24 protein-coding genes are annotated in these 24,426 nt (G+C 35.3%); 18 read left to right on the forward strand and 6 right to left on the reverse strand.

Translation table 11 applies throughout. The features are described from left to right. The first annotated feature begins 247 nt into the window (after positions 1-247). The 7 genes from isdC (at position 248) to srtB (ending at position 7,763) form a co-directional block, all read left to right on the forward strand. Entirely contained in the window at positions 248-961 is a 714-nt protein-coding gene (isdC, locus tag AC0L0O_RS01835) for a heme uptake protein IsdC (protein ID WP_001226891.1), read from the forward strand. 23 nt (positions 962-984) lie between these two features. Continuing rightward, complete coding sequence (locus AC0L0O_RS01840; RefSeq protein WP_000476167.1) at positions 985-1,443, forward strand: NEAT domain-containing protein; 459 nt, start codon at positions 985-987, stop codon at positions 1,441-1,443. Positions 1,444-1,497: 54 nt separating this feature from the next. After that, positions 1,498-4,245, forward strand: a complete 2,748-nt coding sequence (locus AC0L0O_RS01845; protein ID WP_473785917.1) for an NEAT domain-containing protein — start codon at positions 1,498-1,500, stop codon at positions 4,243-4,245. A 69-nt stretch (positions 4,246-4,314) separates the two neighbouring features. Continuing rightward, positions 4,315-5,196, forward strand: a complete 882-nt coding sequence (gene isdE / locus AC0L0O_RS01850) for a heme ABC transporter substrate-binding protein IsdE (protein ID WP_042988346.1) — start codon at positions 4,315-4,317, stop codon at positions 5,194-5,196. Between the two features lie 27 nt (positions 5,197-5,223). Continuing rightward, positions 5,224-6,207 carry a FecCD family ABC transporter permease gene (locus AC0L0O_RS01855; protein ID WP_473785634.1) on the forward strand — a complete coding sequence of 328 codons (984 nt, stop codon included), beginning with the start codon at positions 5,224-5,226 and terminating at the stop codon, positions 6,205-6,207. After that, positions 6,197-6,967 (forward strand): ABC transporter ATP-binding protein, encoded by a 771-nt coding sequence (locus AC0L0O_RS01860; protein ID WP_000403742.1) that lies wholly within the window; start codon positions 6,197-6,199, stop codon positions 6,965-6,967. The genes AC0L0O_RS01855 and AC0L0O_RS01860 overlap by 11 nt, the downstream gene beginning before the upstream one ends. A 31-nt stretch (positions 6,968-6,998) precedes the next feature. Next, entirely contained in the window at positions 6,999-7,763 is a 765-nt protein-coding gene (gene srtB, locus AC0L0O_RS01865) for a class B sortase (RefSeq protein WP_000095594.1), read from the forward strand. A 65-nt stretch (positions 7,764-7,828) separates the two neighbouring features. Here srtB and isdG read toward each other — a convergent pair whose 3' ends face one another. Next, positions 7,829-8,152 (reverse strand): heme oxygenase, encoded by a 324-nt coding sequence (gene isdG, locus AC0L0O_RS01870; protein ID WP_000587815.1) that lies wholly within the window; start codon positions 8,150-8,152, stop codon positions 7,829-7,831. A 310-nt stretch (positions 8,153-8,462) separates the two neighbouring features. On the opposite strand from isdG, the gene AC0L0O_RS01875 reads away from it, so the two are divergent. Continuing rightward, positions 8,463-10,253 carry a cation:proton antiporter gene (locus tag AC0L0O_RS01875; protein ID WP_000230336.1) on the forward strand — a complete coding sequence of 597 codons (1,791 nt, stop codon included), beginning with the start codon at positions 8,463-8,465 and terminating at the stop codon, positions 10,251-10,253. An 89-nt stretch (positions 10,254-10,342) separates the two neighbouring features. Further along, positions 10,343-11,542, forward strand: a complete 1,200-nt coding sequence (locus AC0L0O_RS01880) for a class I SAM-dependent rRNA methyltransferase (protein ID WP_001255955.1) — start codon at positions 10,343-10,345, stop codon at positions 11,540-11,542. Positions 11,543-11,581: 39 nt separating this feature from the next. Here the strand turns inward: AC0L0O_RS01880 and AC0L0O_RS01885 are convergent, their stop codons facing one another. Together AC0L0O_RS01885 and AC0L0O_RS01890 are read right to left on the reverse strand one after the other, a co-directional pair. After that, complete coding sequence (locus tag AC0L0O_RS01885; protein ID WP_001014310.1) at positions 11,582-11,776, reverse strand: YwbE family protein; 195 nt, start codon at positions 11,774-11,776, stop codon at positions 11,582-11,584. Then, positions 11,777-11,950, reverse strand: a complete 174-nt coding sequence (locus AC0L0O_RS01890) for a hypothetical protein (RefSeq protein ID WP_001293578.1) — start codon at positions 11,948-11,950, stop codon at positions 11,777-11,779. Positions 11,951-12,118: 168 nt separating this feature from the next. On the opposite strand from AC0L0O_RS01890, the gene AC0L0O_RS01895 reads away from it, so the two are divergent. The 7 genes from AC0L0O_RS01895 (at position 12,119) to AC0L0O_RS01925 (ending at position 17,316) form a co-directional block, all read left to right on the forward strand. Then, a complete protein-coding gene (locus tag AC0L0O_RS01895) occupies positions 12,119-12,811 on the forward strand; it encodes a response regulator transcription factor (RefSeq protein WP_000018062.1) in 693 nt (230 codons plus the stop codon). 1 nt (position 12,812) lies between these two features. Further along, on the forward strand, positions 12,813-13,748 hold the full coding sequence (locus AC0L0O_RS01900; RefSeq protein ID WP_000247683.1) for a HAMP domain-containing histidine kinase: 936 nt from the start codon (positions 12,813-12,815) through the stop codon (positions 13,746-13,748). Positions 13,749-13,873: 125 nt separating this feature from the next. Beyond that, entirely contained in the window at positions 13,874-14,797 is a 924-nt protein-coding gene (locus AC0L0O_RS01905; protein WP_000221092.1) for an ABC transporter ATP-binding protein, read from the forward strand. After that, the gene (locus tag AC0L0O_RS01910) at positions 14,790-14,951 is read left to right on the forward strand and encodes a hypothetical protein (protein ID WP_000931771.1); all 162 of its coding nucleotides are present in this window, start codon (positions 14,790-14,792) and stop codon (positions 14,949-14,951) included. The genes AC0L0O_RS01905 and AC0L0O_RS01910 overlap by 8 nt, the downstream gene beginning before the upstream one ends. Positions 14,952-14,985: 34 nt before the next feature. Next, positions 14,986-15,690, forward strand: a complete 705-nt coding sequence (locus tag AC0L0O_RS01915) for an ABC transporter permease (RefSeq protein ID WP_000475549.1) — start codon at positions 14,986-14,988, stop codon at positions 15,688-15,690. A 37-nt stretch (positions 15,691-15,727) separates the two neighbouring features. Further along, positions 15,728-16,597 (forward strand): DUF4097 family beta strand repeat-containing protein, encoded by an 870-nt coding sequence (locus tag AC0L0O_RS01920; protein WP_000720991.1) that lies wholly within the window; start codon positions 15,728-15,730, stop codon positions 16,595-16,597. A 26-nt stretch (positions 16,598-16,623) separates the two neighbouring features. Then, a complete protein-coding gene (locus AC0L0O_RS01925) occupies positions 16,624-17,316 on the forward strand; it encodes an ABC transporter permease (protein ID WP_000902929.1) in 693 nt (230 codons plus the stop codon). 63 nt (positions 17,317-17,379) lie between these two features. Here AC0L0O_RS01925 and AC0L0O_RS01930 read toward each other — a convergent pair whose 3' ends face one another. The 3 genes from AC0L0O_RS01930 to AC0L0O_RS01940 all read right to left on the reverse strand — a co-directional run bounded on the left by AC0L0O_RS01930 (position 17,380) and on the right by AC0L0O_RS01940 (position 21,015). After that, positions 17,380-17,883: a DinB family protein gene (locus AC0L0O_RS01930; RefSeq protein WP_473785635.1), complete on the reverse strand. Its 504-nt coding sequence runs from the start codon at positions 17,881-17,883 to the stop codon at positions 17,380-17,382. 113 nt (positions 17,884-17,996) lie between these two features. Further along, the gene (fhuB, locus tag AC0L0O_RS01935; protein WP_001061690.1) at positions 17,997-20,033 is read right to left on the reverse strand and encodes a Fe(3+)-hydroxamate ABC transporter permease FhuB; all 2,037 of its coding nucleotides are present in this window, start codon (positions 20,031-20,033) and stop codon (positions 17,997-17,999) included. A gap of 7 nt (positions 20,034-20,040) precedes the next feature. Further along, positions 20,041-21,015, reverse strand: a complete 975-nt coding sequence (locus tag AC0L0O_RS01940; RefSeq protein WP_000722819.1) for an ABC transporter substrate-binding protein — start codon at positions 21,013-21,015, stop codon at positions 20,041-20,043. 376 nt (positions 21,016-21,391) lie between these two features. Between AC0L0O_RS01940 and AC0L0O_RS01945 the strand changes: the two genes are divergently transcribed. Together AC0L0O_RS01945 and AC0L0O_RS01950 are read left to right on the forward strand one after the other, a co-directional pair. Beyond that, positions 21,392-22,456, forward strand: a complete 1,065-nt coding sequence (locus AC0L0O_RS01945; protein ID WP_473785636.1) for a BclA C-terminal domain-containing protein — start codon at positions 21,392-21,394, stop codon at positions 22,454-22,456. 189 nt (positions 22,457-22,645) lie between these two features. Then, positions 22,646-24,331 carry a long-chain-fatty-acid--CoA ligase gene (locus AC0L0O_RS01950; protein ID WP_025388449.1) on the forward strand — a complete coding sequence of 562 codons (1,686 nt, stop codon included), beginning with the start codon at positions 22,646-22,648 and terminating at the stop codon, positions 24,329-24,331. Positions 24,332-24,426 lie beyond the last annotated feature (95 nt).

The raw sequence follows: 24,426 nt of genomic DNA on the forward strand, positions 1-24,426 counted from the left end.
CTTCATTGAGAATGATAATCAACAAGAAAAGGAATTATGTTAAAATACGAATCGCTCTTTATAAAGAATAGGGAGGGGTATTATTTTTAACATACAGTGAGAATGATAATCAATAATATCTACATTACATAAATAAATTACAATTAAATAATGATAAGAAGATTATTATTTTTTTCTAACAAATTGAGAATAATTATCATTTTCAAAAAAATAGGGATGAAAGATAAACAAGGAGGAAGTAAGCCAAATGAGAAAGATTTCTGTATTACCCGCTTTTATTATAACGTTCGTATGTATGCTAGCTTTTCTTATCATGCCATATGGGAAAGTTTCAGCACAACTAGCTGACGGTACTTATAACATTAACTATGTCATTCAAAAAGCGGAAAATGATTCAGCTTCAATGGCAAATGATTATTTTGAAAAACCAGCTAAGCTAATTGTGAAAAATGGTGAGATGAGAGTACAAATTCCGATGAATCATAGTGCTTGGATTACAGAATTTAAAGCACCTGAAAACGGGAATTTTGTTGATGCAAAAGTAGTTAGCAAGGACGAGGCTGCTGATAAAAGAACGGTTGAATTTAAAATTGATGATTTATCAAAACCATTAGGAGTAAAAATTCATGTTGTCGTACCAAGTGCAAACTATGACCACCACTACACAATTCGTTTTGCTTTTGATGCAAATGTACAAGCTGTAGGTGGAGATAACGGCGCGGCCGCTATAACAAAAAATAATGATCAAACGAAAACAGGTACACAAGTCAAAGAAGAGAAAACAAAAGTAGAGAGTAAGGAAACAGCTAAAGAAGTGAACAAAGAAACAAAAAATGAAAATGGAAAAGCTGAAAAAACAGATAATCCAAAAACAGGCGATGAAGCACGTATTGGATTGTTTGCAGCGTTAATTCTTATTTCAGGTGTTTTCTTAATTCGTAAAGTGAAATTGAGTAAATAAATCTTTTGAAGGGTGATGAATATATGTTTAAACAATTTAAAATGATTATTGCCGTATTTGCTGTTTTATTTACGTTTATTGCAACACTAGGTTTACAAGATGCAAAGGCTGCTACAAAACTAGCTGATGGAAAATATAATATTGCTTTTACTGTATGGAAAGGCGATAAAGATGAATCGTCTAGAATGAATAGTTATTTTGAAAGCCCAGCAACATTAACAGTTAAAAATGGAAAACAATATGTTTCATTTAAAGTGAAAGATAGTACTTCTATTAAAAGTTTCCAAGTAGAAAAAGATGGTCAATTTGTAGAAACAACCGTGTTAAGTGAAAACAAAAAAGATAATACTAGAGTAGTAGAATTTGAAGTTGCTGACTTGTCAAAAAAACTAAATGGCAAGGTGAAAATTAATATTCCAATTATTAATTATAATGCTTCATATGATATTCGCTTTGTATTTGATGGGAACAGTATTAAATAATTTTCAAAAGGGAGAGTCGTTCCATTGAACAGGTATACAAAAATCATTGTTGCTATGTTTTTAATGATATTTACATTCGTATCAACATTACAACCACTTGCAGTTCAAGCAGCTACCAAGTTGGCTGACGGTGAATATTCAATTGGGTTCAAAGTTTTAAAAGATACATCAGATGAAGAATCGATGATGAATCAATATTCAGTAAGCCCCGGGACTTTAAAAGTGAAGGATGGGAAAAAGAAAGTATCCTTTACATTAACGAATAGTTCATGGATTACGAAGTTTGAAACAGAAAAAGCAGGTAAGCTAGTTGCGACAAATGTAATTAGTGAAGATAAAGAAAAAGATACAAGAGTAGTAGAATTTGATGTAGAAGATGTAGAGAAGGTATTAAATGCAAAAGTAAAAGTAGATATTGATTTTTTAAATTATCATCATGAGTACGACGTTCGTATTGCATTTGATCAAAATAGTATTACACCGATTCATGTGGAACAACCAAATGAAAAAGAGGACCCAGCTAATAAGCCAGATCCAAATGAAAAACCGGATCCAAGTCAGAAGCCCGACCAAAAGCCTGACCCAGATCAACAACCAAATTCTAACACAATTGAAGATGGTGCGTACAGCATTCCTTTCAAAGTGTTAAAAGATAAAACAGATGAAGAATCTAAAATGAATAGTTACATGGAAAATCCAGGAGTATTGAAAGTAGAAAATGGTAAGAAAAAAGCGGTTGTAACGTTAAAAAGTAGCTCATTAATTAAAAATTTCCAAACGGAAAAAGATGGTGTATTTGTTGATGCAAAAGTAGTGAGTGAAGATAAAGAAAAAGATACAAGAGTAGTAGAGTTTGAAGTAGCTGATTTATCGAAAAAACTTAATACAAAAGTATTTATTGAGATGGCATCAAGAAATTATAAACAAACGCATGACGTACAACTTGTATTTGAACAAGACAAATTGGAACCTATTAAAAGTGAAGACAAACAACCAGACGGAGACAAACAACCAGACGGAGGCAAACAACCAAACGGAGATATCATTAAAGATGGTAAATACAATATTGGTTTTAAAGTATTGAAAGATAAAACAGAAGAAATTTCAATGATGAATACGTACACGAAGAGTCCAGGTGTATTAAAAGTGAAAGATGGAAAGAAATATGTATCCTTTACATTAACGAATAGCTCATGGATTACAAAGTTCGAATTTGAAAAGAATAATTCATTTGTTGATGCAAGTGTATTAAGTGAAGATAAGAAAGCTGATACACGTGTAGTAGAAGTGGAAGTAGTTAATTTATCTAAGAAACTAAATGCAAAAGTGAAAGTAGATATTGATTCAATGAATTATCACCATTTCTATGATATTCAATTTGCATTTGATAATGATAGTATTCAACCGTTAGACAACCAAGGTGAAAATGACAACCAAGGTGGAAATGACAACCAAGGCGGAAACAACAACCAAGGTGGAAACGACAACCAAGGCGGAAACAACAACCAAGGTGGAAATGACAACCAAGGCGGAAACAATAACCAAGGTGGAAACGACAACCAAGGTGGAAACGACAACCAAGGTGGAAATGACAACCAAGGCGGAAACAACAACCAAGGCGGAAACGACAGCCAAGACGGTAACACAGCAATTGATCCAAACGCTCTTAAAGACGGTGAATACAGTATCGGTTTTAAAGTGTTAAAAGATAAAACAGAAGAAATTTCAATGATGAACACATATACGAAGAATCCAGGTGTATTAAAAGTGAAAGATGGAAAGAAATATGTATCCTTCACATTAACAAATAGCTCATGGATTACGAAGTTTGAGTTTGAAAAGAATGGTGCGTTCGTCGATGCGCAAGTATTAGGTATAAATAAAGAGAAAGATACAAGAGTAGTAGAAGCGGAAATAGCTGATTTATCGAAAAAGTTAAATGCAAAAGTGAAGGTAGATATCGATGCGATGAATTATCATCATTTCTATGATATTCAATTTGCATTCGATAAAGGAAGTATTAAAGCTTTAGGTAACCAAGGTGGAGATACTAACCAAGATGGTAATGGTAATGGTAATCAAGTCGGAAGCGACAACCAAGGTGGAAGTAACAACCAAGATGGAACGAATAATCTAAATGAAAACCCAACAGTTGATCCGAAAAATTTAAAAGATGGTCAGTATGATATTGCTTTTAAAGTGTTAAAAGATAAGACAGAAGAAATTTCAATGATGAATCAATATGTTGTAAGTCCAGCAAGATTAACAGTGAAAGATGGCAAGAAGTATGTTGCAATGACACTGAAAAATAGTGAATGGATTACGAAATTCCAAACAGAAAAGAATGGTGGATTTGCAGATGCGAAAGTAGTAAGTGAAGATAAGGCTGCCAATACAAGAGTAGTAGAATTTGAAGCTAATGATTTATTTGCAAAATTAAATGCAAAAGTAAAAGTAGATATCGATTCAATGAATTACCATCATTTCTACGACGTACAAATTCAATTTGATCCGACGAAGATTGGCGCTGTAGGAACGGTAAAAGAGGAGCCAAAAAAAGATCCAAAGAATGAACCGAAAAACCCAGTAACTACACCAAAAGTAGATAATGTAAAAACAGTAGGAACTCCTGATTTTAACCGGAATGCAGATGGTAAAAAGAAAAACGAAGCTACAAATAATGATTCGAAAAAAGAGAAAAACTCAAAAACTGCAGATACAGCACAACTTGGTTTATACATGGTGTTACTGCTAGGTTCACTTGCTTTACTAGTTCGTAAATATAGAGCAGGTAGATTGTAATTTTTGGAGTCTTGATGCATGTTCGCGTGCATCAAGACTTGTTTCATATTGTTTGGAAAGGAGTGGTAATTGAGAGTGAAGAAAATTGCAAGTGTACTAATGGCTATCATTTTATTAGTAAGTATAGCTGGATGCTCGGCGCCTAAAAAAGAAGCAGCAAAACAGGTGAAGAGTGAGAGTAAAGAGAGAGTTGTTGCTACGACAGTTGCTGTTACTGAAATTATGGATGCGTTAGAAGTAGATTTAGTTGGTGTTCCAACGAGTATGAAAGATTTACCAAAGAGATATAAAGGGTTACCTGAAGTCGGGAATCCGATGAGTCCTGATATGGAAAAGGTAAAATCATTAAAGCCGTCAGAAGTATTATCTGTTACAACACTTGAATATGAATTAAAGCCAGTTTTTGATGGTGTAGGTATGAAAGCAAACTTTGTAGACTTAACTAGTTTAAAAAATATGCAAAATGCCATTAGTAATTTAGGTAAGCAATATGGGCGTGAAAAACAAGCTGAAGCAGTTGTAACGAAGTTAGATAAAAAAGTCGCTAGCATTCGAAAAGAAGTAAAAGGAAAGAGAGAACCGACAGTACTTATTTTATTAGGTGTGCCGGGAAGTTATTTAGTAGCAACAGAGCATTCTTATATTGGAGATTTAGTGAAACAACTAGGTGGTAAAAATATTGTGCAAGGTGAAAAAGTAGAATATTTAGCTTCTAATACAGAGTACTTAAAGAAAGCTGATCCAGATATTATTTTACGAGCAGCTCATGGTATGCCTAATGAAGTTGTAAAAATGTTTGATAAAGAATTTAAAACGAATGACATTTGGAAGCACTTCGCTGCAGTTAAAAATAATCGTGTTTACGATTTAGAAGAGCGTTTATTTGGAACGACAGGAAATTTAGCAGCAATTGAAGCGTTAGATGAATTGAAAAAAATGATGTATCCGTGATGCATTTTAATATAAAGGAAGAGTAGAATGAATAAAAAAACTTGGAGTTTCCTCATTGTTACTGCATTACTTATCGTTATGACATCATTGTCAGCGATGAAAGGGAGTTTAGAAGTAGGTATTGTTGAACTTGTACAAGGGATATTTACAGGTGGAAATGAAGATGTTGCAGTGATTAAAGATTTACGTTTTCCGCGTATTATTATTGCGTTATTCACTGGAGCGGCTCTTGCTGTTTCTGGTGTGCTTTTTCAAGCTGTTATGAAAAATCCACTTGCTGATGCTGGAGTGATTGGGATATCTTCAGGAGCAAGTTTTATGACACTTGTTATTATAACGTTGTTCCCGCAATTCTTTTTCTGGACACCAGTATTTGCCTTTTTAGGTGGTGCGTTTGCGTGTTATCTCGTTTATGCATTTTCATGGAAGTCAGGGTTAAGTCCACTTCGTATTATTTTAGTTGGTATAGCTATTAATGCGATGTTTACTGGATTAAATGAATCGTTCATTACGATTTGTGGATATTTCATTAAGAGTATTAAGCAAACGACGACTTCTAATATAACGATGAAGACGTGGGGCGATGTAGAAATAATGGTTACGTATGGAACAATTGGTTTGGTTCTTGCTCTGTTTGTAGGAGCTTGGTGTAATTTATTATCACTACAAGATAAGACTGCGAAAAACTTAGGTTTGCACGTGACGAGAGTTCGTCTTATTATTTCTGCTATTGCAGTACTCTTAGCTGCAGTATCAACAGCGATTGCAGGTGTTATTGCTTTTGTAGGATTACTTGTTCCTCACATTTCAAGACAATTAGTCGGTTCAGATCATAAAGTATTAATTCCTTTTTCTGCTCTTGCAGGAGCGTTATTAATTTTGACGGCGGATACGATTGGAAGGTTAATTGTACCACCTAACGAAATTCCAGCGGCGACGATTATGGCAGTTATTGGTGGCCCATTCTTAATATTCTTGCTTAGAAAGAGTGATAAAGTTCATGGAAATTAAAAATGTAACCTTCTCGTATGATAATGTAACGGATCGATTAAAGTCGGTTAGTAGTGAAATAGAAATTGGTAAAGTTACAACAATTATTGGTCCAAATGGTTGTGGGAAATCGACATTACTTGGCGTGATGTCAAGAAATCATGATCCTCGTAGCGGAGAGGTCATACTAGATGGGAAAGCAATTAGCCAATATAAACCGAAAGAGTTTGCTAGAAAGTTAGCCGTTGTCCATCAACAAAATGAAGCACCAGCAGATATGACGGTAGAGAAATTAACAAGTTTTGGTCGTATGCCTCATAAAAATATTTTTTCCTCGCAAACGGATGAAGATAGAGAAGCGATCGAAAGGGCTTTAGCATGTACGAATTTGCTAAGTAAACGTGATAAGGAGATTCATGCTTTATCTGGTGGAGAAAGACAACGTGTTTGGATTGCCATGACGTTAGCTCAGAAAACACCAATGCTCTTTTTAGATGAACCGACAACCTATTTAGATATTTATTATCAACTTGAAATATTAGAGTTAGTAAAAGAGTTAAATGAAGTACATGGATTGACGATCGTCATGGTATTACACGATATTAATCAGGCAATTCGCTATAGTGATCACATCATCGTTATGAAAGATGGCGAGATTGTTACGAAAGGTAAGCCGGATGACGTTGTGACAGAAAATATGATAAAGGCGATATACGGTGTAGATGTCGTTGTAAAGCAAGATGAAGATACAGGATTGTATATGGTCCCAATGGGTATTTAAATATGCGAACAATCCGTTTTGAGGTGATAATTTGAGTAGTAAAAAAGAACGGAAGAAAAATTCTTTTTTTCAACGAATACTTACAGTTGTTTTTTTAGGTACCTTTTTCTATTCAGTGTATGAATTAGGTGATATTTTTATGGATTACTATGAAAATCGTAAAGTAATGGCCGAAGCACAAAACATTTATGAAAAAAGTCCGATGGAAGAGCAATCACAAGACGGGGAAGTGCGTAAACAGTTCAAAGCTCTGCAGCAAATTAACCAAGAAATAGTTGGATGGATTACGATGGATGATACACAAATTAATTATCCAATCGTTCAAGCGAAAGACAATGATTACTATTTATTTCGTAATTATAAAGGTGAAGATATGAGAGCAGGAAGCATCTTTATGGACTACCGTAATGATGTGAAATCTCAAAATCGAAATACTATTTTATATGGTCACCGTATGAAAGATGGTTCTATGTTTGGAAGTTTAAAGAAAATGTTAGATGAAGAGTTCTTCATGTCGCATCGTAAATTATATTACGATACATTATTTGAAGGATATGATCTTGAAGTGTTCTCGGTGTATACAACAACAACTGATTTTTATTACATTGAAACGGATTTTAGCAGTGATACGGAATACACATCATTTTTGGAGAAAATTCAAGAAAAATCGTTGTATAAAACGGATACAACAGTAACAGCAGGTGATCAAATTGTAACACTTTCGACGTGTGACTATGCACTCGATCCGGAAGCAGGAAGGTTAGTCGTACATGCGAAACTAGTAAAAAGACAGTAAAAAAAGTATAGAATAGGAGAAGTGGTAACGTTTCTCCTATTCTATACTTTAAAAAAGAAATATGTTTACTGTGCTGCAGCCATTGGCATACGTACAACTTTTACATCATAGTAAGAGATTTTATTATCAAGAATATAATCTGGCATTCCGCCTTGATGGGAGTGAGCAGCTTTAAATGCTGGGCTCTTCGTCCAACCTTGGAAATCTTCTTTTGCATTCCAGCGTGTACTAATTGTTACTTCATCATAATCAACTGTATTTTGCGTTAGAAGAACTTCTAATCCTAAAAAGCCTGGCATTGTTTCCACTTGACCTACTTTATTAAAACGATCAATTAATTTATGTCCATTACCCTTTGTAATTTTAGCTGTATTTGTAACAATAATCATGTTTATTCCTCCTATAAGTGTAGCCTTTATTTTCGAGAATTCATATACATTAAATGATAATGAAAATCATTATCATTGTCAATGGTAATCTTAAATTATGATAATATTTTTAATCCTGCTATTTGCCGGGCAGTAAAAGCCTGATTGGTGAGGGCTGATTAAAGTTTCACTTTATGTAAGTATAGTGTCCTTCTGTTGACTATATATTTAACTTGATTATATATTATGTAAATAGAATTAATTGAAAATATATAGAAGTAAAGTATGGTTTATACTTTGCTGTCGCAATACTATGAACAAGGAGGGCATTATGGTTGAATCACTTTTACTTAGTATCGTTATTATCATTACGTTAGGTATTGCTTCACAATGGACTGCATGGCGCTTCCAGCTCCCTGCGATTGTTGTTATGGCAGTTGCTGGATTATTAATTGGTCCGGTTTTCGGTATTATTAATCCAAAAGAGGTGCTTGGAGATGTTTTTAGTCCACTCGTATCACTCTCTGTTGCGATTATATTGTTTGAGGGTAGTTTAAGTTTAGATATACGTGAACTGAGGGGGCTATCGAAACCAGTATTTCGTATCGTTACGTTTGGAGCGTTTATCGCGTGGATTGCTGGCTCACTTGCAGCTCATTACGTCGCTGGATTAGATTGGGCGGTTGCATTTATTATTGGGGGACTTTTTATTGTGACAGGTCCAACGGTAATTATTCCGTTGTTACGCCAAGCGCGATTAAAACCAAGAACAGCAGCAATTTTAAAATGGGAAGGGATTATCGTTGATCCATTTGGCGCTTTGCTTGCTGTATTCGCCTTTCAAATTGTAAATTTCTTAACGAAAGAAAATGTACAATTACATACGTTGCTGTATTTCTTTGCAGGTTCATTATTTGCAATGGTACTCGGTTATATATTTAGTATTTTTATGAGCTATATGATTTTAAAGGGGAAAGTACCAGAATATTTAAAAGCACCAATTTTGTTAGTTACGGTACTGTTATGCTTTGGCATTGCGGATGAGGTGATGCATGAAACAGGTATGCTAGCTGTAACAGTAATGGGGATTACGCTTGCGCGGATGAAAAAATATATTTCTTCTATCGGTGATATTCGTCATTTTAACGAAAATATTTCTGTACTACTAACGTCGACTGTTTTTATTATATTAACAGCATCGCTTCCAAGAACAACTATTATGGAGATTTTCAGCTGGCCTATTATAAGCTTCGTACTTATGATGCTATTTGTTGTACGCCCTTTATCGATTTGGATATCGACAATCGGCACAGAGTTAACAAAAGCAGAACGGGCGCTAGTTGGCTGGATTGCGCCGCGAGGTATTGTTGCATTAACGGTTTCAAGTTACTTTGCGACGGAGTTATTACAAGAAGGTTATAAAGATGCTTCTATATTAACGGCACTTACATTTGCACTCGTTATTACGACCGTTTGTGCTCATGGATTTTCAATTGGATTTTTAGCGAAAAGATTAGGATTGGCGAATACGGAGCCACCAGGAATTCTAATTTCAGGTGCGAGTACATTCTCATCTGCTTTTGCATTGCACTGTAAAGAGATGGGTGTTCCGAGCTTAATTGTAGATGTATCAGAAGAGCATTTGCAATGTGCAAAGGTGAAAGGGCTTAATACATATAATGGTCAAGTACTTTCTGAACAGTTACAATTTGAAGTTGATATGAATCAGTATGAATACTTAATTGCAGTTACAGATACGGATTCTTATAATGTATTAGTCGCAAATACATACGTACCGCAGTTTGGACATCATAATACATTTTTACTTCCAATCCATGATGTAGAAAAGATTGAACAAGAACGCATTTCCCTTTCGAAAAAAGCTCATTTACTGTTTGGTCAAAATGAAATTTATGAGGAATTAAATAGAAAAATTGAAGATGGTTATACGTTTAAAACGATACAAGTTGCAGAAGAACAAAAGATTAATAAAGAAGAAATCAATTCAGAGGATTTAATATTATTTATTCGCCATAGAGATGGTAGTCTTACTTTTTCAACATTGTATAAATATATAGCTGTTATGCCAGGGGATGAGCTAGTTGTACTAGCAAAGCAATAATATGGTATAGTGAAACGAGGCTGTTTTTCAGTCTCGTTTTTTAAGTGCTTCCTATAAAGAAAGCATGCAAATGGAAAGGAAGTTTTTATATGCGATCAGAAGTAACTGTAAAAATAAAACCGAAATTTATAAAAGAAATTAAAAGTGGATATCCGCTTATTTTAAAAGATGCGATTCAAAATTTAAATGATGTTCAGGAAGAAGGAACAATCATTAAAGTGGTAGATGAGAAGAACCACTTTGTCGGAAAAGGTTATTATGGAAAACAAAATAAAGGATACGGTTGGATTTTAACGAGAAAAGAGAGTGAACAAATTAATCAATCTTTCTTTGAAAGTAAAATAAAATCTGCCTTACATAAACGAAAGCAATTTTACAAATCAAGTGATACGACAGCATTCCGCGCCCTAAACGGTGAAGGTGATGGTCTTGGTGGCTTAATCATCGATTATTATGACGGTTATTATGTAGTGAGCTGGTATAGCGAAGGGATTTATACTTTCAGAGATGAGATTATAGCTGCTCTCCAAAAAGTAGCAAACTTTAAAGGTATTTATGAGAAGAAGCGTTTTGATACGAAAGGGAAATACATTGAAGGCGATGATTTCGTAGCAGGAGAGCGCGGTGAGTTCCCGCTTATCGTAAAAGAGAATGGTGTGAACTTTGCTGTTTATTTAAATGACGGAGCGATGGTTGGGGTATTTTTAGATCAACGTAACGTGCGAAAACAAATTCGTGATAAATATGCGAAGGGAAGAACCGTGTTAAATATGTTCTCTTATACAGGTGCTTTTTCTGTATTTGCAGCGCTTGGTGGGGCGAGTAAAACGACGAGTGTCGACCTTGCAAATCGTAGTTTAAGTAAAACGATTGAGCAGTTTAGTGTAAATGAAATTGATTATGAAGCGCAAGATATTATTGTAGAAGATGTATTCCTTTACTTTAAATATGCAGCGAAGAAAAAGATGAAGTTCGATATGGTTGTGTTAGACCCTCCAAGCTTTGCACGCTCGAAAAAATATACATTTAGTGCAGCAAAAGATTATAAAAATTTATTAAAAGAAACAATTGCCATTACAGAAAATAACGGTATTATCGTTGCTTCTACAAATTGTAGTGCATTCGATATGAAAAAGTTTAAAGGTTTTATCGATACAGCCTTTAAAGAAATGAATGGTAAATATAAAATATTAGAAGAACATTCTTTACCAGAAGATTTCCGTACAATCGATCAATTTAAAGAAGGAGACTATTTAAAAGTAGTTTTCATCGAGAAAATTAAAGGGTAATAAAGAAAAAGGAGCTCGAGTTTACTTGAGCTCCTTTACTTATTGAACGATATTTTGTACTCTACCGACTTGCCCGTCCTGCAATCGCACTTTAATGCCATGCGGATGAGAAGGGGAGTTCGTTAAAATATCTTTTACAATTCCACGTGTTAATTTGCCGGTGCGTTGATCTTGTTTTAATACAATATCAACTTCAAGGCCGGGTGCGATATTAGAACGTTTTTGTCCGTTCATTTATACACCTGTACGTCTACGTTGGTTGTTTGTCTTTTTCGTTTGTTGGTTTTGTAATTTTTTTGTTTCTTGGCTTTGGTTTTTGGCATTTTGACCATTACCGTTACCTTGCTTTTTCTTTGCAAGTTGTTCGCGCATTAAATCAGCTAAGCTTACTTTTTTGTTTTCTGACATGATAAGTCTCCTTTATATAAAGTTAATTATGAACAATCGTAGTGAATTTCATCATATCATTGTTAAGGAAGGAAGGGAAGTTGGTTTGAAAATTCATATATTTGTTTCAAGTCTGTAGTAGTTACGATACAATTGAATTGTTAACGTTTGTAAAAAGGGGATAGACATATGTCACATCATATTTTATTAGTTGAAGATGATCTCTCAATTCAAGAGATGGTGGAAAAGTATTTAGTGAAGGAAGGCTTTCAAGTTACAATTGCATCTGACGGAGAAGAAGGGGTAAACACATATTTAAAAGGTTCCTTTGATTTGATTATCCTCGACATTATGATGCCAAAGCTAGATGGCTTAGAGGTTGTACGTATTATTCGTGAAAAAAGTGCCGTTCCGATTTTAATGATGTCAGCAAAAGATACAGATGTTGATAAAGCTGTTGGATTAGGACTTGGAGCAGATGATTACATTTGTAAGCCATTTTCTATGATTGAATTAGCCGCGCGTGTAAAAGCAGGTATTCGCAGGTCTACGAAATATTCGGCTACAGAAACAACAGAAAAGATGATTCAAATTGGTGATTTAACGATTGATCCAATTAATTTTACTGTGGAAAAAAACGGGAAGCCTCTCAAACTTACTTTAAAAGAATTTGAGATTTTAAAACTGTTTGTAAAGAATCAAAATCGTGTATTTACAAAAGCACAAATATATACACTAATTTGGAACGAAGAGTATTACGGTGACGATAACGTTATTAATGTTCATATGAGAAGATTGCGTGAGAAAATCGAAAGTGATCCATCTAATCCAGAATACATTAAAACGTTATGGGGCATCGGTTATAAGTTGGAAGTGATGTAATATGGTCAATTTGTTAATAAGTATTATTTTTATATTGTTATGTGTCATTTACATACAATATAAAATGAGAAAAAATAGTAGTGAAAATTTAAGATACACATATGAAAAGTTAGAAAGTATTGTAAATGAAAAAACAGGCGAGAAGTTACTCGTTATGACAGATGATCTAGAATTGCAAAAATTATTAGTGGCAATTAATCAATTATTAGATGCAAAACAGAAAACGAATGCAGATCATGCGAAAGTAGAAATTTCGATGAGAAAAATGCTTTCAAATATTTCACATGACTTGAAAACACCGCTAACAGTTATTCTTGGATATACAGAAATGTTAAATAAGGATAAAACGATGAGTAAAGAAGAACAACAAATATTACTTGAAAAGGTTCATGTGAAAACACTAGAAGTAATGGAACTAATTCATAAGTTTTTTGATTTAGCAAAATTAGAATCTGGTGACAAAGCAATCGAGATGACAAAAGTGAATATGAATGAAGTTTGTCGTGAGAAGATTTTATCTTTTTATGATTTAGTGACGTCGAAAGGTTTTCATGTTCATATTGATATACCAGAAAGAAATATATATGCACTTGGAAATGTAGAAGTATTAGGTAGGGTATTGAACAATTTTATATCAAATGCGATTACATATGGAGACGATGGAAAGACACTTGGTATGACTTTAAGAGATGATGAAACGAATGTGTATATAGACGTATGGGATACAGGAAAAGGAATTGATGAATCGCATATTGATAAAGTGTTCGAGCGTATGTACACACTTGAAGATTCAAGAAATAGATTGTACCAAGGGAGCGGTTTAGGGTTAACGATTACAAAAAGACTTGTGGAAGCGATGGATGGAAAAATTCATCTTTCTAGTAAGCCGTATGAAAAAACAATTTTTACAGTTGCATTAAAAAAGATGCAGTTTTAGCTTGTAGAGAAGTAGATTCTACAAGCTTTTTTTCAGCGTAAGAAATTTGTAAGAAACGGGTAAGAAAAAAGAGATTTCCGTTGTCTATTATAAAAATATAAAGTAGTGCGAAAGGGGAAAGTGACATGACCTATATATTAAAAACGAATCAGTTAACGAAAGTGTTTAAAGGGAAAGAAGTTATTTCTAGCGTTAACATGCATGTGAAAAAAGGAGAGATATACGGTTTCTTAGGACCGAATGGTGCTGGTAAAACAACGATTATGAAAATGATTACAAATTTAATAAAACCGACGAGCGGTGAGATTGAAATTTTCGGTGAGAAGTTAACAGATACATCTTATGAAGTATTAAAAAGAATGGGGACGATTATTGAATATCCAATCTTTTATGATAAATTAACGGCGAAAGAAAACTTAGAATTACATTGTGAATATATGGGCTATTACGATAAAAATGAAATTGACCATGCTTTACATTTAGTGAAGCTGCAAGGTATAGATAATAAAAAAGTAAAAGATTTTTCATTAGGAATGAAACAACGACTCGGTATTGCAAGGGCAATCGTAACAAAGCCAGAACTGCTCATTTTAGATGAACCCATTAACGGTTTAGATCCAATTGGTATTAAAGAGTTACGAGACTTATTTAAAATGCTTTGCAAAGAATATGGTATTACATTATTAGTTTCTAGTCATATTTTAGGTGAGATGGAATTAATGGCGGATACAATTGGTGTCATTCAAAATGGAAAACTAATAAAAGAAGTTTCAATGAAGAGTATTAACGGAAAACAAACAGAGTACATTGAAATTACTGTTCCTGATGTGAAGCGTGCAGCTTATATTTTAGAAGATAAACTTGGTATAAAAAATTATAAAATAATGAGCGAAAATATGATTCGTGTGTATGATACGGCAGTGTCTCAGCAAGCCATTTCAAAAGCACTTATTATGAACGATGTGGAAATAGAAAGTATTAATAAGAAACATAGTTCCTTAGAGGAATATTTCTTAAATGTAATGGATGGAGAGGGCATTCATGCTTAATGGATTGTTAGTGAATCTAGTAAGTGGATTGGTCGTAATGTTCATAAGTGGGATTTTATATTATAGGAAACCAGAGCGGAAATGGTTGTTAATTTTACTAATGATAGGAATGTTAAGCTTCGTTACTGCTGGAATTAGAATGTTAGCAGTGTAGAGACAGTTATATAAAGAATGGAGGCGTGGTTTATATGTTTAAATTAATGAAGCTCGAATGGAAGAAACATCAATTATCTAGTTACTTTAAAAGTGTAGCAATTTGTATTATAGCAATTTTCGCTGCAGTAAGCCTTATGGCATGGGGAATGAAAGCCGAGGGAGACGTGCTCTTCTTTGACTTCACACAGAACATGGCTTTAGTAAATATTTTTATTAGGATAACATTCATTATTTTTAGTTCAGTCATTTTATCGCGTTTAGTAATTGATGAGTATAAGAACAAAACGATCCAACTATCATTTATGTATCCGCTGCAAAGGAAAATGCTAATGAGTGCGAAATTAACAATTGTTTTTTGTTTTTGCTTTGTGAGCACGATTATCGCGACTTTCATTATTAGCTTGCTCGTATATTTTGTGAGTCCAATGATGGGACTGATTGAAACACCTGCTACGATAGGTGAAATAATAGCTATCGTTCCAGGTACTATTATAAGTGCATTTATGATATCTGGTATAAGCTTAATTCCTTTATTTTTTGGAATGAGAAAGAAATCGACACCAACAACGATTACTTCAGCAGTAATAATTGGCTTGCTGATTAGTGGTAACTATGGTCCTGGAAACGGTCAAGTAAGTATGTTTGATTTTATAGCTATCCCAATCGTGCTCTGTTTATTAGGAATTTTCATTAGTTATCTATCGTTTCGTAAAATCGACAAGATCGATGTGGCGTGAAGCAAGCCTAAAACAACAACGAACTGGGGTATGACTGGTGAAAAAAATAATAGTAATTGCAATATTATTCATTACAATTGCTAGTGCGGTTTTTGGTTTTAAAGTATTTCAGTGGAAAGATTTTAAGAAAGAAAAGTCTTTTGAGATAAATAATATAAAAGAAATAGAAGTAGACAATGAAAACTGGGATATTGAATTTAAAAGTACAGGTGCTAATAAAATAGTAATTTCCGCTCAAGGTGAACAAGTAGATAAAGAGATAGATCCCGTCAAAATAGAAAATGACGAAAATAAAATTGTGATTAAGCAAAAACAAAAGATGAACAGATTTTTTAATGGTTTCACGTTTAGGAAGAAAAATAGTATATGTATAGCTATTCCGAAGAAAGAAATAGATAAAATTGTATTAAATAATAAATCAGGTGATGTGAAAATAAGAGATATAGTAGTAAAAAGTATCGTGACAAAGGGCAAATATGGAGATGAAATGATTACAGGATTATCGGCAGAGAAGGGTGAATTCACATCCGAAAGTGGAGATTTAATGTTAAAAGATAGTTTATTACAAGATGTAAATATAACTTCCACTACTGGCGATAATTATGTGAAAAATGTAAAAAACGAAAATATGAACATCATTTCAACATCTGGGGAAGTATTACTGAAAGATATGACAGAAGGAAAATCATTATTTATAGAAACAAAATCAGGTGATATTGGCGTACGGTATAAAGGTGTCCCGGCATCATTGAAGCTTATGGCTAAAAGTAATTTAGCTGACGTAATAGTGGATTTAAAAGGACTTAAGAAAGATAAAAATACAGAAAAAATAAAAGCAGGAACGATTGGTGATGCAAAAAATGAAGCGAAGATTTTAAGTGAAACAGGAGTCATTTATATTGATTAAATCTTAGGAGGAAGGAGGACACTATCATGCTACATTTAATGAAGCTAGAATTGAAAAAGTTTAAGCTTGGTTGGTACGTGAAGAGAGCAATTATTGCAAATATTGTTATACTGACATTAATGATCTTTGTGAGCATCATCGCTCAAGTAGAAGGTGATGCAGAAATAAGGAATCCAGAGGCGATATTGTTAATGGCTAGCGCAATAGTAAGAGCAACGTTTATTATTTTTGGTAGTGTATTAATCGCAAGGTTAATAATTGGTGAATATAAAGATAAAACCATACTACTTATGTTTTCTTATCCTATTAACCGAAAGAAAATGATGGCTAGTAAGTTGGCTATTACAGCGATAGTAACATTTATAACAGTTATTGTATCTAACATTTTAGTAGTAGGAATTTTCTTTGGGATAGATAGTTATTTTTCAATTCTTCCTAATTCATTCACAGTAGATCAATTGATGCAAGAAGGAATAAAACTAGTTCCTTTAGCCATTGCAACTGCGGGAATGAGTTTAATCCCATTATATTTCGGAATGCGTAAACGTTCCGTGCCAACTACAATTGTTTCATCTCTTATCGTTGTCTCAATTGCAATGAATAGCAACCCATCGTTTTCTACAGCAACTTTTCTTCCTCTTCAACTAGCATTGGCAGCAATTGGAGTAGTGATTGCATATTACGGCATTAAAAATATAGAGAGGGAAGATGCATTATAAAGTTTCACATGAAACAAGTTACAGAAAAAGACAAGATGGTAAACACCTTGTCTTTTTTTGTTGTTACATTTTAGGTGCTTCCATTCCAGCGGCAGCCCATTCTTCTTTTGCGGGGCCATATACGCCAGGAACTGTTAAGCCAGCTTGCCGCATTAAAACTGTCATTTGTCCACGGTGATGATTTTGATGATTAATAAGTGTCATTAAAAATATAAAATTTGGCATAGGACGACCAAAGAAGTCATTGATAGTAGCTAAGTCTTTATCCGTCCATTCGCTTTGAAGTGCTTCAACAAAAGCCGTATTCACTTTACGATACCCATCTGCAATTGTTTTTGCTGAAGTTGGTACAGGATAATCTTTCGTTTCTCCTTCAAATTTAAGTCCCGTACCAGATAGTATAACTGGAATTGCCGTCACGATATGCCAAGCAACTCTGCCTAACGTCCAATGCTCAGGTGCAATTTCTTGTGATAAAGATGCATCGGTTAATGAATCAAGCATTTTCTGAGTAGACTCAGCCTCGTATGTCCATGATTGCAAGAAGCCTTCAAGTGTTTGATACATTGTTATCCCCCCTAGTTATGTTCATAGGTTAAATTCGTGAAAAAAAGATAGTTTCCTTTAGGCTTATGAGAATGAATTAAAAAAGAGGCTTCTCACATAAGAAGCCTCTTTTTTTAATTAACCTTCTTCCCACTCTTCCTCATCAGCCATAAGAAATAAGGTGCGCCAAGTACAGCAACTACAAGACCTGAAGGGATTTCTTTCGGGTATGCAATTGTTCGTCCGAGTAAGTCAGCGATGGAAAGAAGGATTGCTCCAAACAGTGCAGAACAAACGAATAGTCTTTGGTGATTCATTCCAACAACAATTCGCGCTAAGTGTGGTGCGACAAGGCCTAGAAAGGCAATTGTACCGACAGCTGCGATATTTACAGATGCAAGTAGTGTTGCTAACACAATGAGGGCAAGGCGCGTTTTATTTACTGGTTGCCCGAGTCCTGTTGCTAAATCATCTCCAAGTACGAGAACGTCAAGTTGTTTTATTAAGAAAAAGATAATCAATACAAGAATTAGCGATGGATATAGAATGATATTTTCTAAGTGATTCCATCCTCTTGCGTACGTACTACCTGATAGCCATGTTAAAGCAGCAGCAACGTTCAAATTTGCTTTAACGATAAAGATTTGAATAATCGCTGAGCCAAGAGCTGAAATACCGATTCCTATTAAAGCAAGAGCTGTTGGGCTGAATCCTGATTTCCATGAGAAGAAGAGGACAATTCCAACTGCAAGTAGTCCCCCGATAAATGCACCAATAGGTAGGAAGAAACCAGGAAGTGCAGGAAAGACATACATAATAGTTAAAGCACCAACACCAGCTCCTGATGAAATTCCGATAATAGAAGGATCTGCGAGTGGGTTTCGTAATATACCTTGGAAAACAAGCCCGCTTATTGCAAGGCATGCGCCAGCGATAGCAGCAACGAGCATTCTTGGTAAACGAAGGTTCATCATCATGTTTTTATCAAATTGTGTTAATTGGCCTGATATAACATTTGTAATGCTTTCGATATAAGCGTTACTACTGATTGTAACACCAAGAGCAATTGTCACAATACAGAGTGTGATAGATATAATGATTACCTTTTTATAAGAGTAATAGCGGGAACTAGCTCCAGCTGCATTCGCACCGTTATCATTCATATATTGTTTTGACTTCATCATCCGATACACTAAGTAAATAAGCCAAGGCGATCCAATCATTGCCGTGACTGCCCCAACAGGAAGTTCGGCACCGGTTGGATCTATTAGTCTACCAGCAACATCTGCTCCAAGTAATAATACTGCTCCCCATAAGAAAGAAGAGAGAAGAAGAGTAAAGTGTTGACGGTATCCTATCAGGCGCATTAAATGAGGTGCAACTAAGCCGACAAAACCAATTGGTCCAACGACAGTAACAATGACTGCTGTTAAAAAGATTGCAGCAATGAAGGCGATAAGACGTGTTACTGCTGTTTTTTCGCCAAGAGAAACCGCAACATCATCACCAAGTAAGAGAATGTTGAGTTTGCGAGATATGCCAAGTAAAACTAGGAAAGAAATAATGATAAATGGAAAAGCAAATTGAACGCCATCCCAGTTATTTTGAATAAGAGAGCCAGCTCCCCATAAAAATAAACCAGCTGTTTCATTTTCATAGAAAAGCTGCATCGTTCCAGTAAAGGCAGAAAGCATTAATGTAACGACCATACCAGCTAGTGCCATTCTAAGTGGGGTTCCCTTTTTTCCACCAGAAATACGGTATACAAATAAAGCAGTAATAGCACCACCGATAAATGTGAAAAGAAGTGAGTTAATTTGCAGACCTTTCGGTAAGAAAATTGTAGCCGCTACTAGAAAGAAATATGCACCAGAGTGAATACCCATTGTACTGGATTCGGCAAGTGGATTTTTCGTTAACGTTTGTAAAATGACCCCAGATGCAGCAAGAGCACCTCCAGCTAAAATGGCAATTACAGCTCTAGGTAATCGAAGCATGATTAAAGTTTGATGCTCTAGCGATTGGTTCGGTGAGATAAGAGCATCAATAATCATACTATAGGAAATGTTTGCTTGACCTTGTCCGATATGAATAAAGAAAAGGAGGAGCAAGAGAGCTCCTCCTCCTCCGAATACAAGACTTGCTCGAAGTGTATGTTGTAAGTTATTCATCGTGTAATCACTTCTTCGCTGTCATTACATCTGCTACTTGTGTTGCTAAAGATGTTGCAGACTCAGGACCACCGAAAATCCAAGTGTCGCCTTTTAATTTATACATTTTGTTTTCTTTTTTAAACTTTAATTCTTCCCAAGCAGGGTTGCCTTTTAGTTGCGTGTCAAAAATGTTATCTTCATCCGCTACAATGTAAATGAAGTTTGAATCTTGTACACTTTGTAATGATTCCACAGTTGTTTGTTTGAAACCATCAGGCTCAGATTTTCCTGCTTCAAAAGTATTTGTTAAACCTAATTTTTTTGTAACTTGTAAAGCTAAAGAATTGTCAGTTAAGATACGGAATGTTGGCACATTTTTAGCAGTAAATGCTTGTGCCATTGCGATGTTTTTATCTTTTAAGTCTGCTTTTTCAATTTTTGCTTTTGCATCAGCGAATGCTTTATCCATATCAGCTAATACTTTTTTACCTTCTTCTTCTTTTCCAACTGCTTTTGCAATTTGTTTAAATGTTTCTGTCATTTCAGCAAAGTGATCATTATTGCTTGTTGATGGATCAAACATAACTGTTGGTGCAATTTGTTCTAATTCATTTTTAATTGCTTTACCACGGAATGAAGCTGTGATAATTAAATCTGGTTTTAAACGGCTAATTTCTTCTAAGTTTGGTTGTTGACGTGTCCCGACATCTACAACATCTTTACTCGGTTTTGTTTTTGTATTTACCCATTTATTATAATTCTTAATGTCTGCCATCCCTACTGGCTGAACACCAAGTGCTAATAAGTCTTCTGAATATACCCATTCAAGTACAACTACTTTTTTCGCTGGTTTATCTAACTTCGTTTCCCCTTCAGCGTGTTTAATTGTTATAGCTTGATTTTTATTGTCCGCTTTTGTTTCTTTTTTCTCCTCTTTTTGCTGTCCGCATCCAACAGCGAATAGAAAAACTACTATGAAAATACTGAGAATTTTCTTCATCTTCTGCCCCCAAATTAAGTATTTTTGTAACTAGCACCATAAATGAAAATAGTTATCAATTACAACACCCAAATCATACTATGAGGATATTTTAAGTGTCAATATTTTTCTAAAATTTTGACGAAAAATAGCGAATATGGGAAGTTTCAATGGGAAATTGGCTGTGTACGAAAAACGGAATATGTAAGGTTAATAATCTGTGGAGGTGAGGCGAAAGTACAAGCAAAAGGAGAGCAAATTGCATGTAATAATTACTAGAATCTATGGAATGTATCTGTGTTTATCCTATTAAGTAAATTATTTCTTTGTTAGTTAGATAGGTGTTTTCTAACTAGATGATTGTACTTAAAAGATCGAAGTAAAGGAAGTGATCAACATGTCTTCATGGAGAAATAATATAAATGGATATTGTAGTTGTAATAATCAAAATGGTGTACATGTTGATTCATGCTGTTTTAGTTGCGATGGAACAGTTCCTAAGCTGGGTCCAACAGGTCCGACGGGAGCGACAGGAATAACGGGAGCAACAGGAGCAACAGGAGTAACGGGAGTAACGGGAGCAACGGGAGCAACGGGAGTAACAGGAGCGACAGGAATAACGGGAGCGACAGGAATAACAGGAGCAACAGGAATAACGGGAGTAACGGGAGCAACGGGAGCGACAGGAATAACAGGAGCAACGGGAGCAACGGGAGCAACGGGAGCAACAGGAGCAACGGGAGCAACGGGAGCAACAGGAGCAACGGGAGCAACGGGTCCAACGGGAGCAACAGGTCCGACGGGAGCGACAGGAATAACGGGAGCAACAGGAGCAACAGGAGCAACAGGAGCAACAGGAGCAACGGGAGTAACGGGAGTAACGGGAGTAACAGGAGCGACAGGAATAACAGGAGCAACAGGAATAACGGGAGTAACGGGTCCAACGGGAGCGACAGGAATAACAGGAGCAACGGGTCCAACGGGAGCGACAGGAATAACGGGAGCAACAGGTCCAACAGGAGAGATTGGTCCGACGGGAGTCACAGGTACAAGTATTACGGCGACGTATGCATTTGCAAATAATACGTCAGGGACAGCGATATCGGTACTTCTTGGTGGAACAAATGTCCCGCTTCCAAATAATCAAAATATCGGTCCGGGGATTACTGTATCTGGGGGAAATACAGTATTTACGGTTGCAAATGCTGGGAACTATTATATTTCATATACAATTAATATAACGGCTTCGTTATTAGTCAGTTCGCGGATTACAATTAATGGAGCGCCACTTGCTGGGACGATTAATTCTCCTGCGTTAGCAACTACATCATTTAGTGCAACAATTATTACTACTCTTGCGGCTGGAAGTGCTATTAGTTTGCAACTATTTGGCTTGTTAGCTGTTGCAACATTATCAACAACTACACCAGGAGCTGTGTTAACGATAATAAGGTTAAGTTGAATAATAACTCTCTTACTCTTTTAAGATTAGGAGAGTTTCTACATATAATAAGAAGTTAATGAAGTAAAGCATAGTTATATAAAAGTCAGAATATTATGATTGTAACGTTATGGTGACTATAATATAATGAAAACAACCATCATGAATGAACATTCATTTATTTTTTATGTATTTGAAGGGGGAATGAAGGTGGAAAAACCATGGTTGAAAAGTTATCCAGAGGAAATTCCGAGTACGATTTCTTATGATATTCAGCCGCTTCATAAATATGTAGAACAGATGGCTTCTCGCTATCCAGAAAAGAAAGCGCTTCACTTTTTAGGTAAGGATATTACATTTTCTGTCTTCCATGATAAGGTGAAGAGATTTGCAAATTATCTTCAAAAGCTCGGTGTGGGAAAAGGTGATCGAGTTGCTATTATGTTGCCAAATTGTCCGCAAGCTGTAATTGGTTATTACGGTACATTACTTGCGGGAGGTATCGTAGTCCAAACAAATCCATTATATACAGAAAGAGAATTAGAATATCAACTTCATGACTCGGGAGCAAAAGTAATTCTTTGCCTTGATTTAGTGTTTCCAAGAGTAACGAATGTTCAATCTGCTACAAAAATTGAGCATGTTATCGTAACTCGTATTGCAGACTTTTTGCCCTTCCCTAAAAATCTATTGTATCCATTTGTGCAGAAAAAACAGTCGAATTTAGTTGTAAAAGTATCAGAGAGTGAAACGATTCACCTTTGGAACTCAGTAGAAAAAGAAGTGAATACAGGTGTTGAGGTGCCTTGTGATCCTGAAAATGATCTAGCTCTTTTACAGTACACAGGAGGAACAACTGGATTTCCCAAAGGCGTTATGTTAACGCATAAAAACCTCGTTTCTAACACTTTGATGGGAGTTCAATGGTTATATAATTGCAAAGAAGGAGAAGAAGTCGTTCTTGGGGTTCTTCCATTTTTCCACGTGTACGGCATGACGGCTGTTATGAATTTAAGTATTATGCAAGGATACAAAATGGTTCTTATTCCAAAATTTGATATGAAAATGGTTTTTGAAGCGATTAAGAAGCATAAAGTGACATTGTTTCCAGGAGCACCAACTATTTATATCGCTCTTTTAAATAGCCCGCTTTTAAAAGAATACGATATTTCTTCTATTCGTGCTTGTATTAGTGGATCAGCCCCACTGCCGGTAGAAGTACAGGAAAAGTTCGAAACAGTTACAGGTGGTAAATTAGTAGAGGGATATGGTTTAACAGAATCATCTCCAGTTACACATAGTAATTTTTTATGGGAAAAGCGAGTACCAGGTAGCATTGGAGTTCCGTGGCCAGATACAGAAGCAATGATTATGTCGCTTGAAACTGGTGAGGCATTACGACCGGGAGAAATCGGTGAAATTGTAGTAAAAGGTCCTCAGATTATGAAAGGGTATTGGAATAAGCCAGAAGAAACAGCAGCCGTACTGCAAGATGGATGGCTCCATACAGGGGATGTTGGCTACATGGATGAAGATGGCTTTTTCTATGTGAAAGATCGTAAGAAAGATATGATTGTTGCGAGCGGATTTAATGTGTATCCTCGTGAAGTAGAAGAGGTATTATATGAGCATGAAAAGGTGCAAGAAGTAGTGACGATTGGAGTTCCTGATCCGTATAGGGGAGAGACAGTTAAAGCGTTTGTTGTGTTAAAAGAAGGTACGGAGTGTTCTGAGGAAGAATTAAATCAGTTTGCTCGTAAATATTTAGCGGCCTATAAAGTGCCGAAAGTATATGAGTTTAGAGATGAACTGCCGAAAACGACAGTTGGAAAAATTTTGCGCCGTGTCCTAATTGAGGAAGAGAAAAGAAAGAATGAGGATGAGCAAACGGGCTAAGGCCCTTTCTTTTTGAAAAAATGGGATTGACACTTTTCTAAATAGTCAGTATTATAAGAATATGAATGACTATTCATTCAGTCATCTTCTTGAAG

This window comes from Bacillus sp. GS3m_15504 (assembly GCF_055825275.1).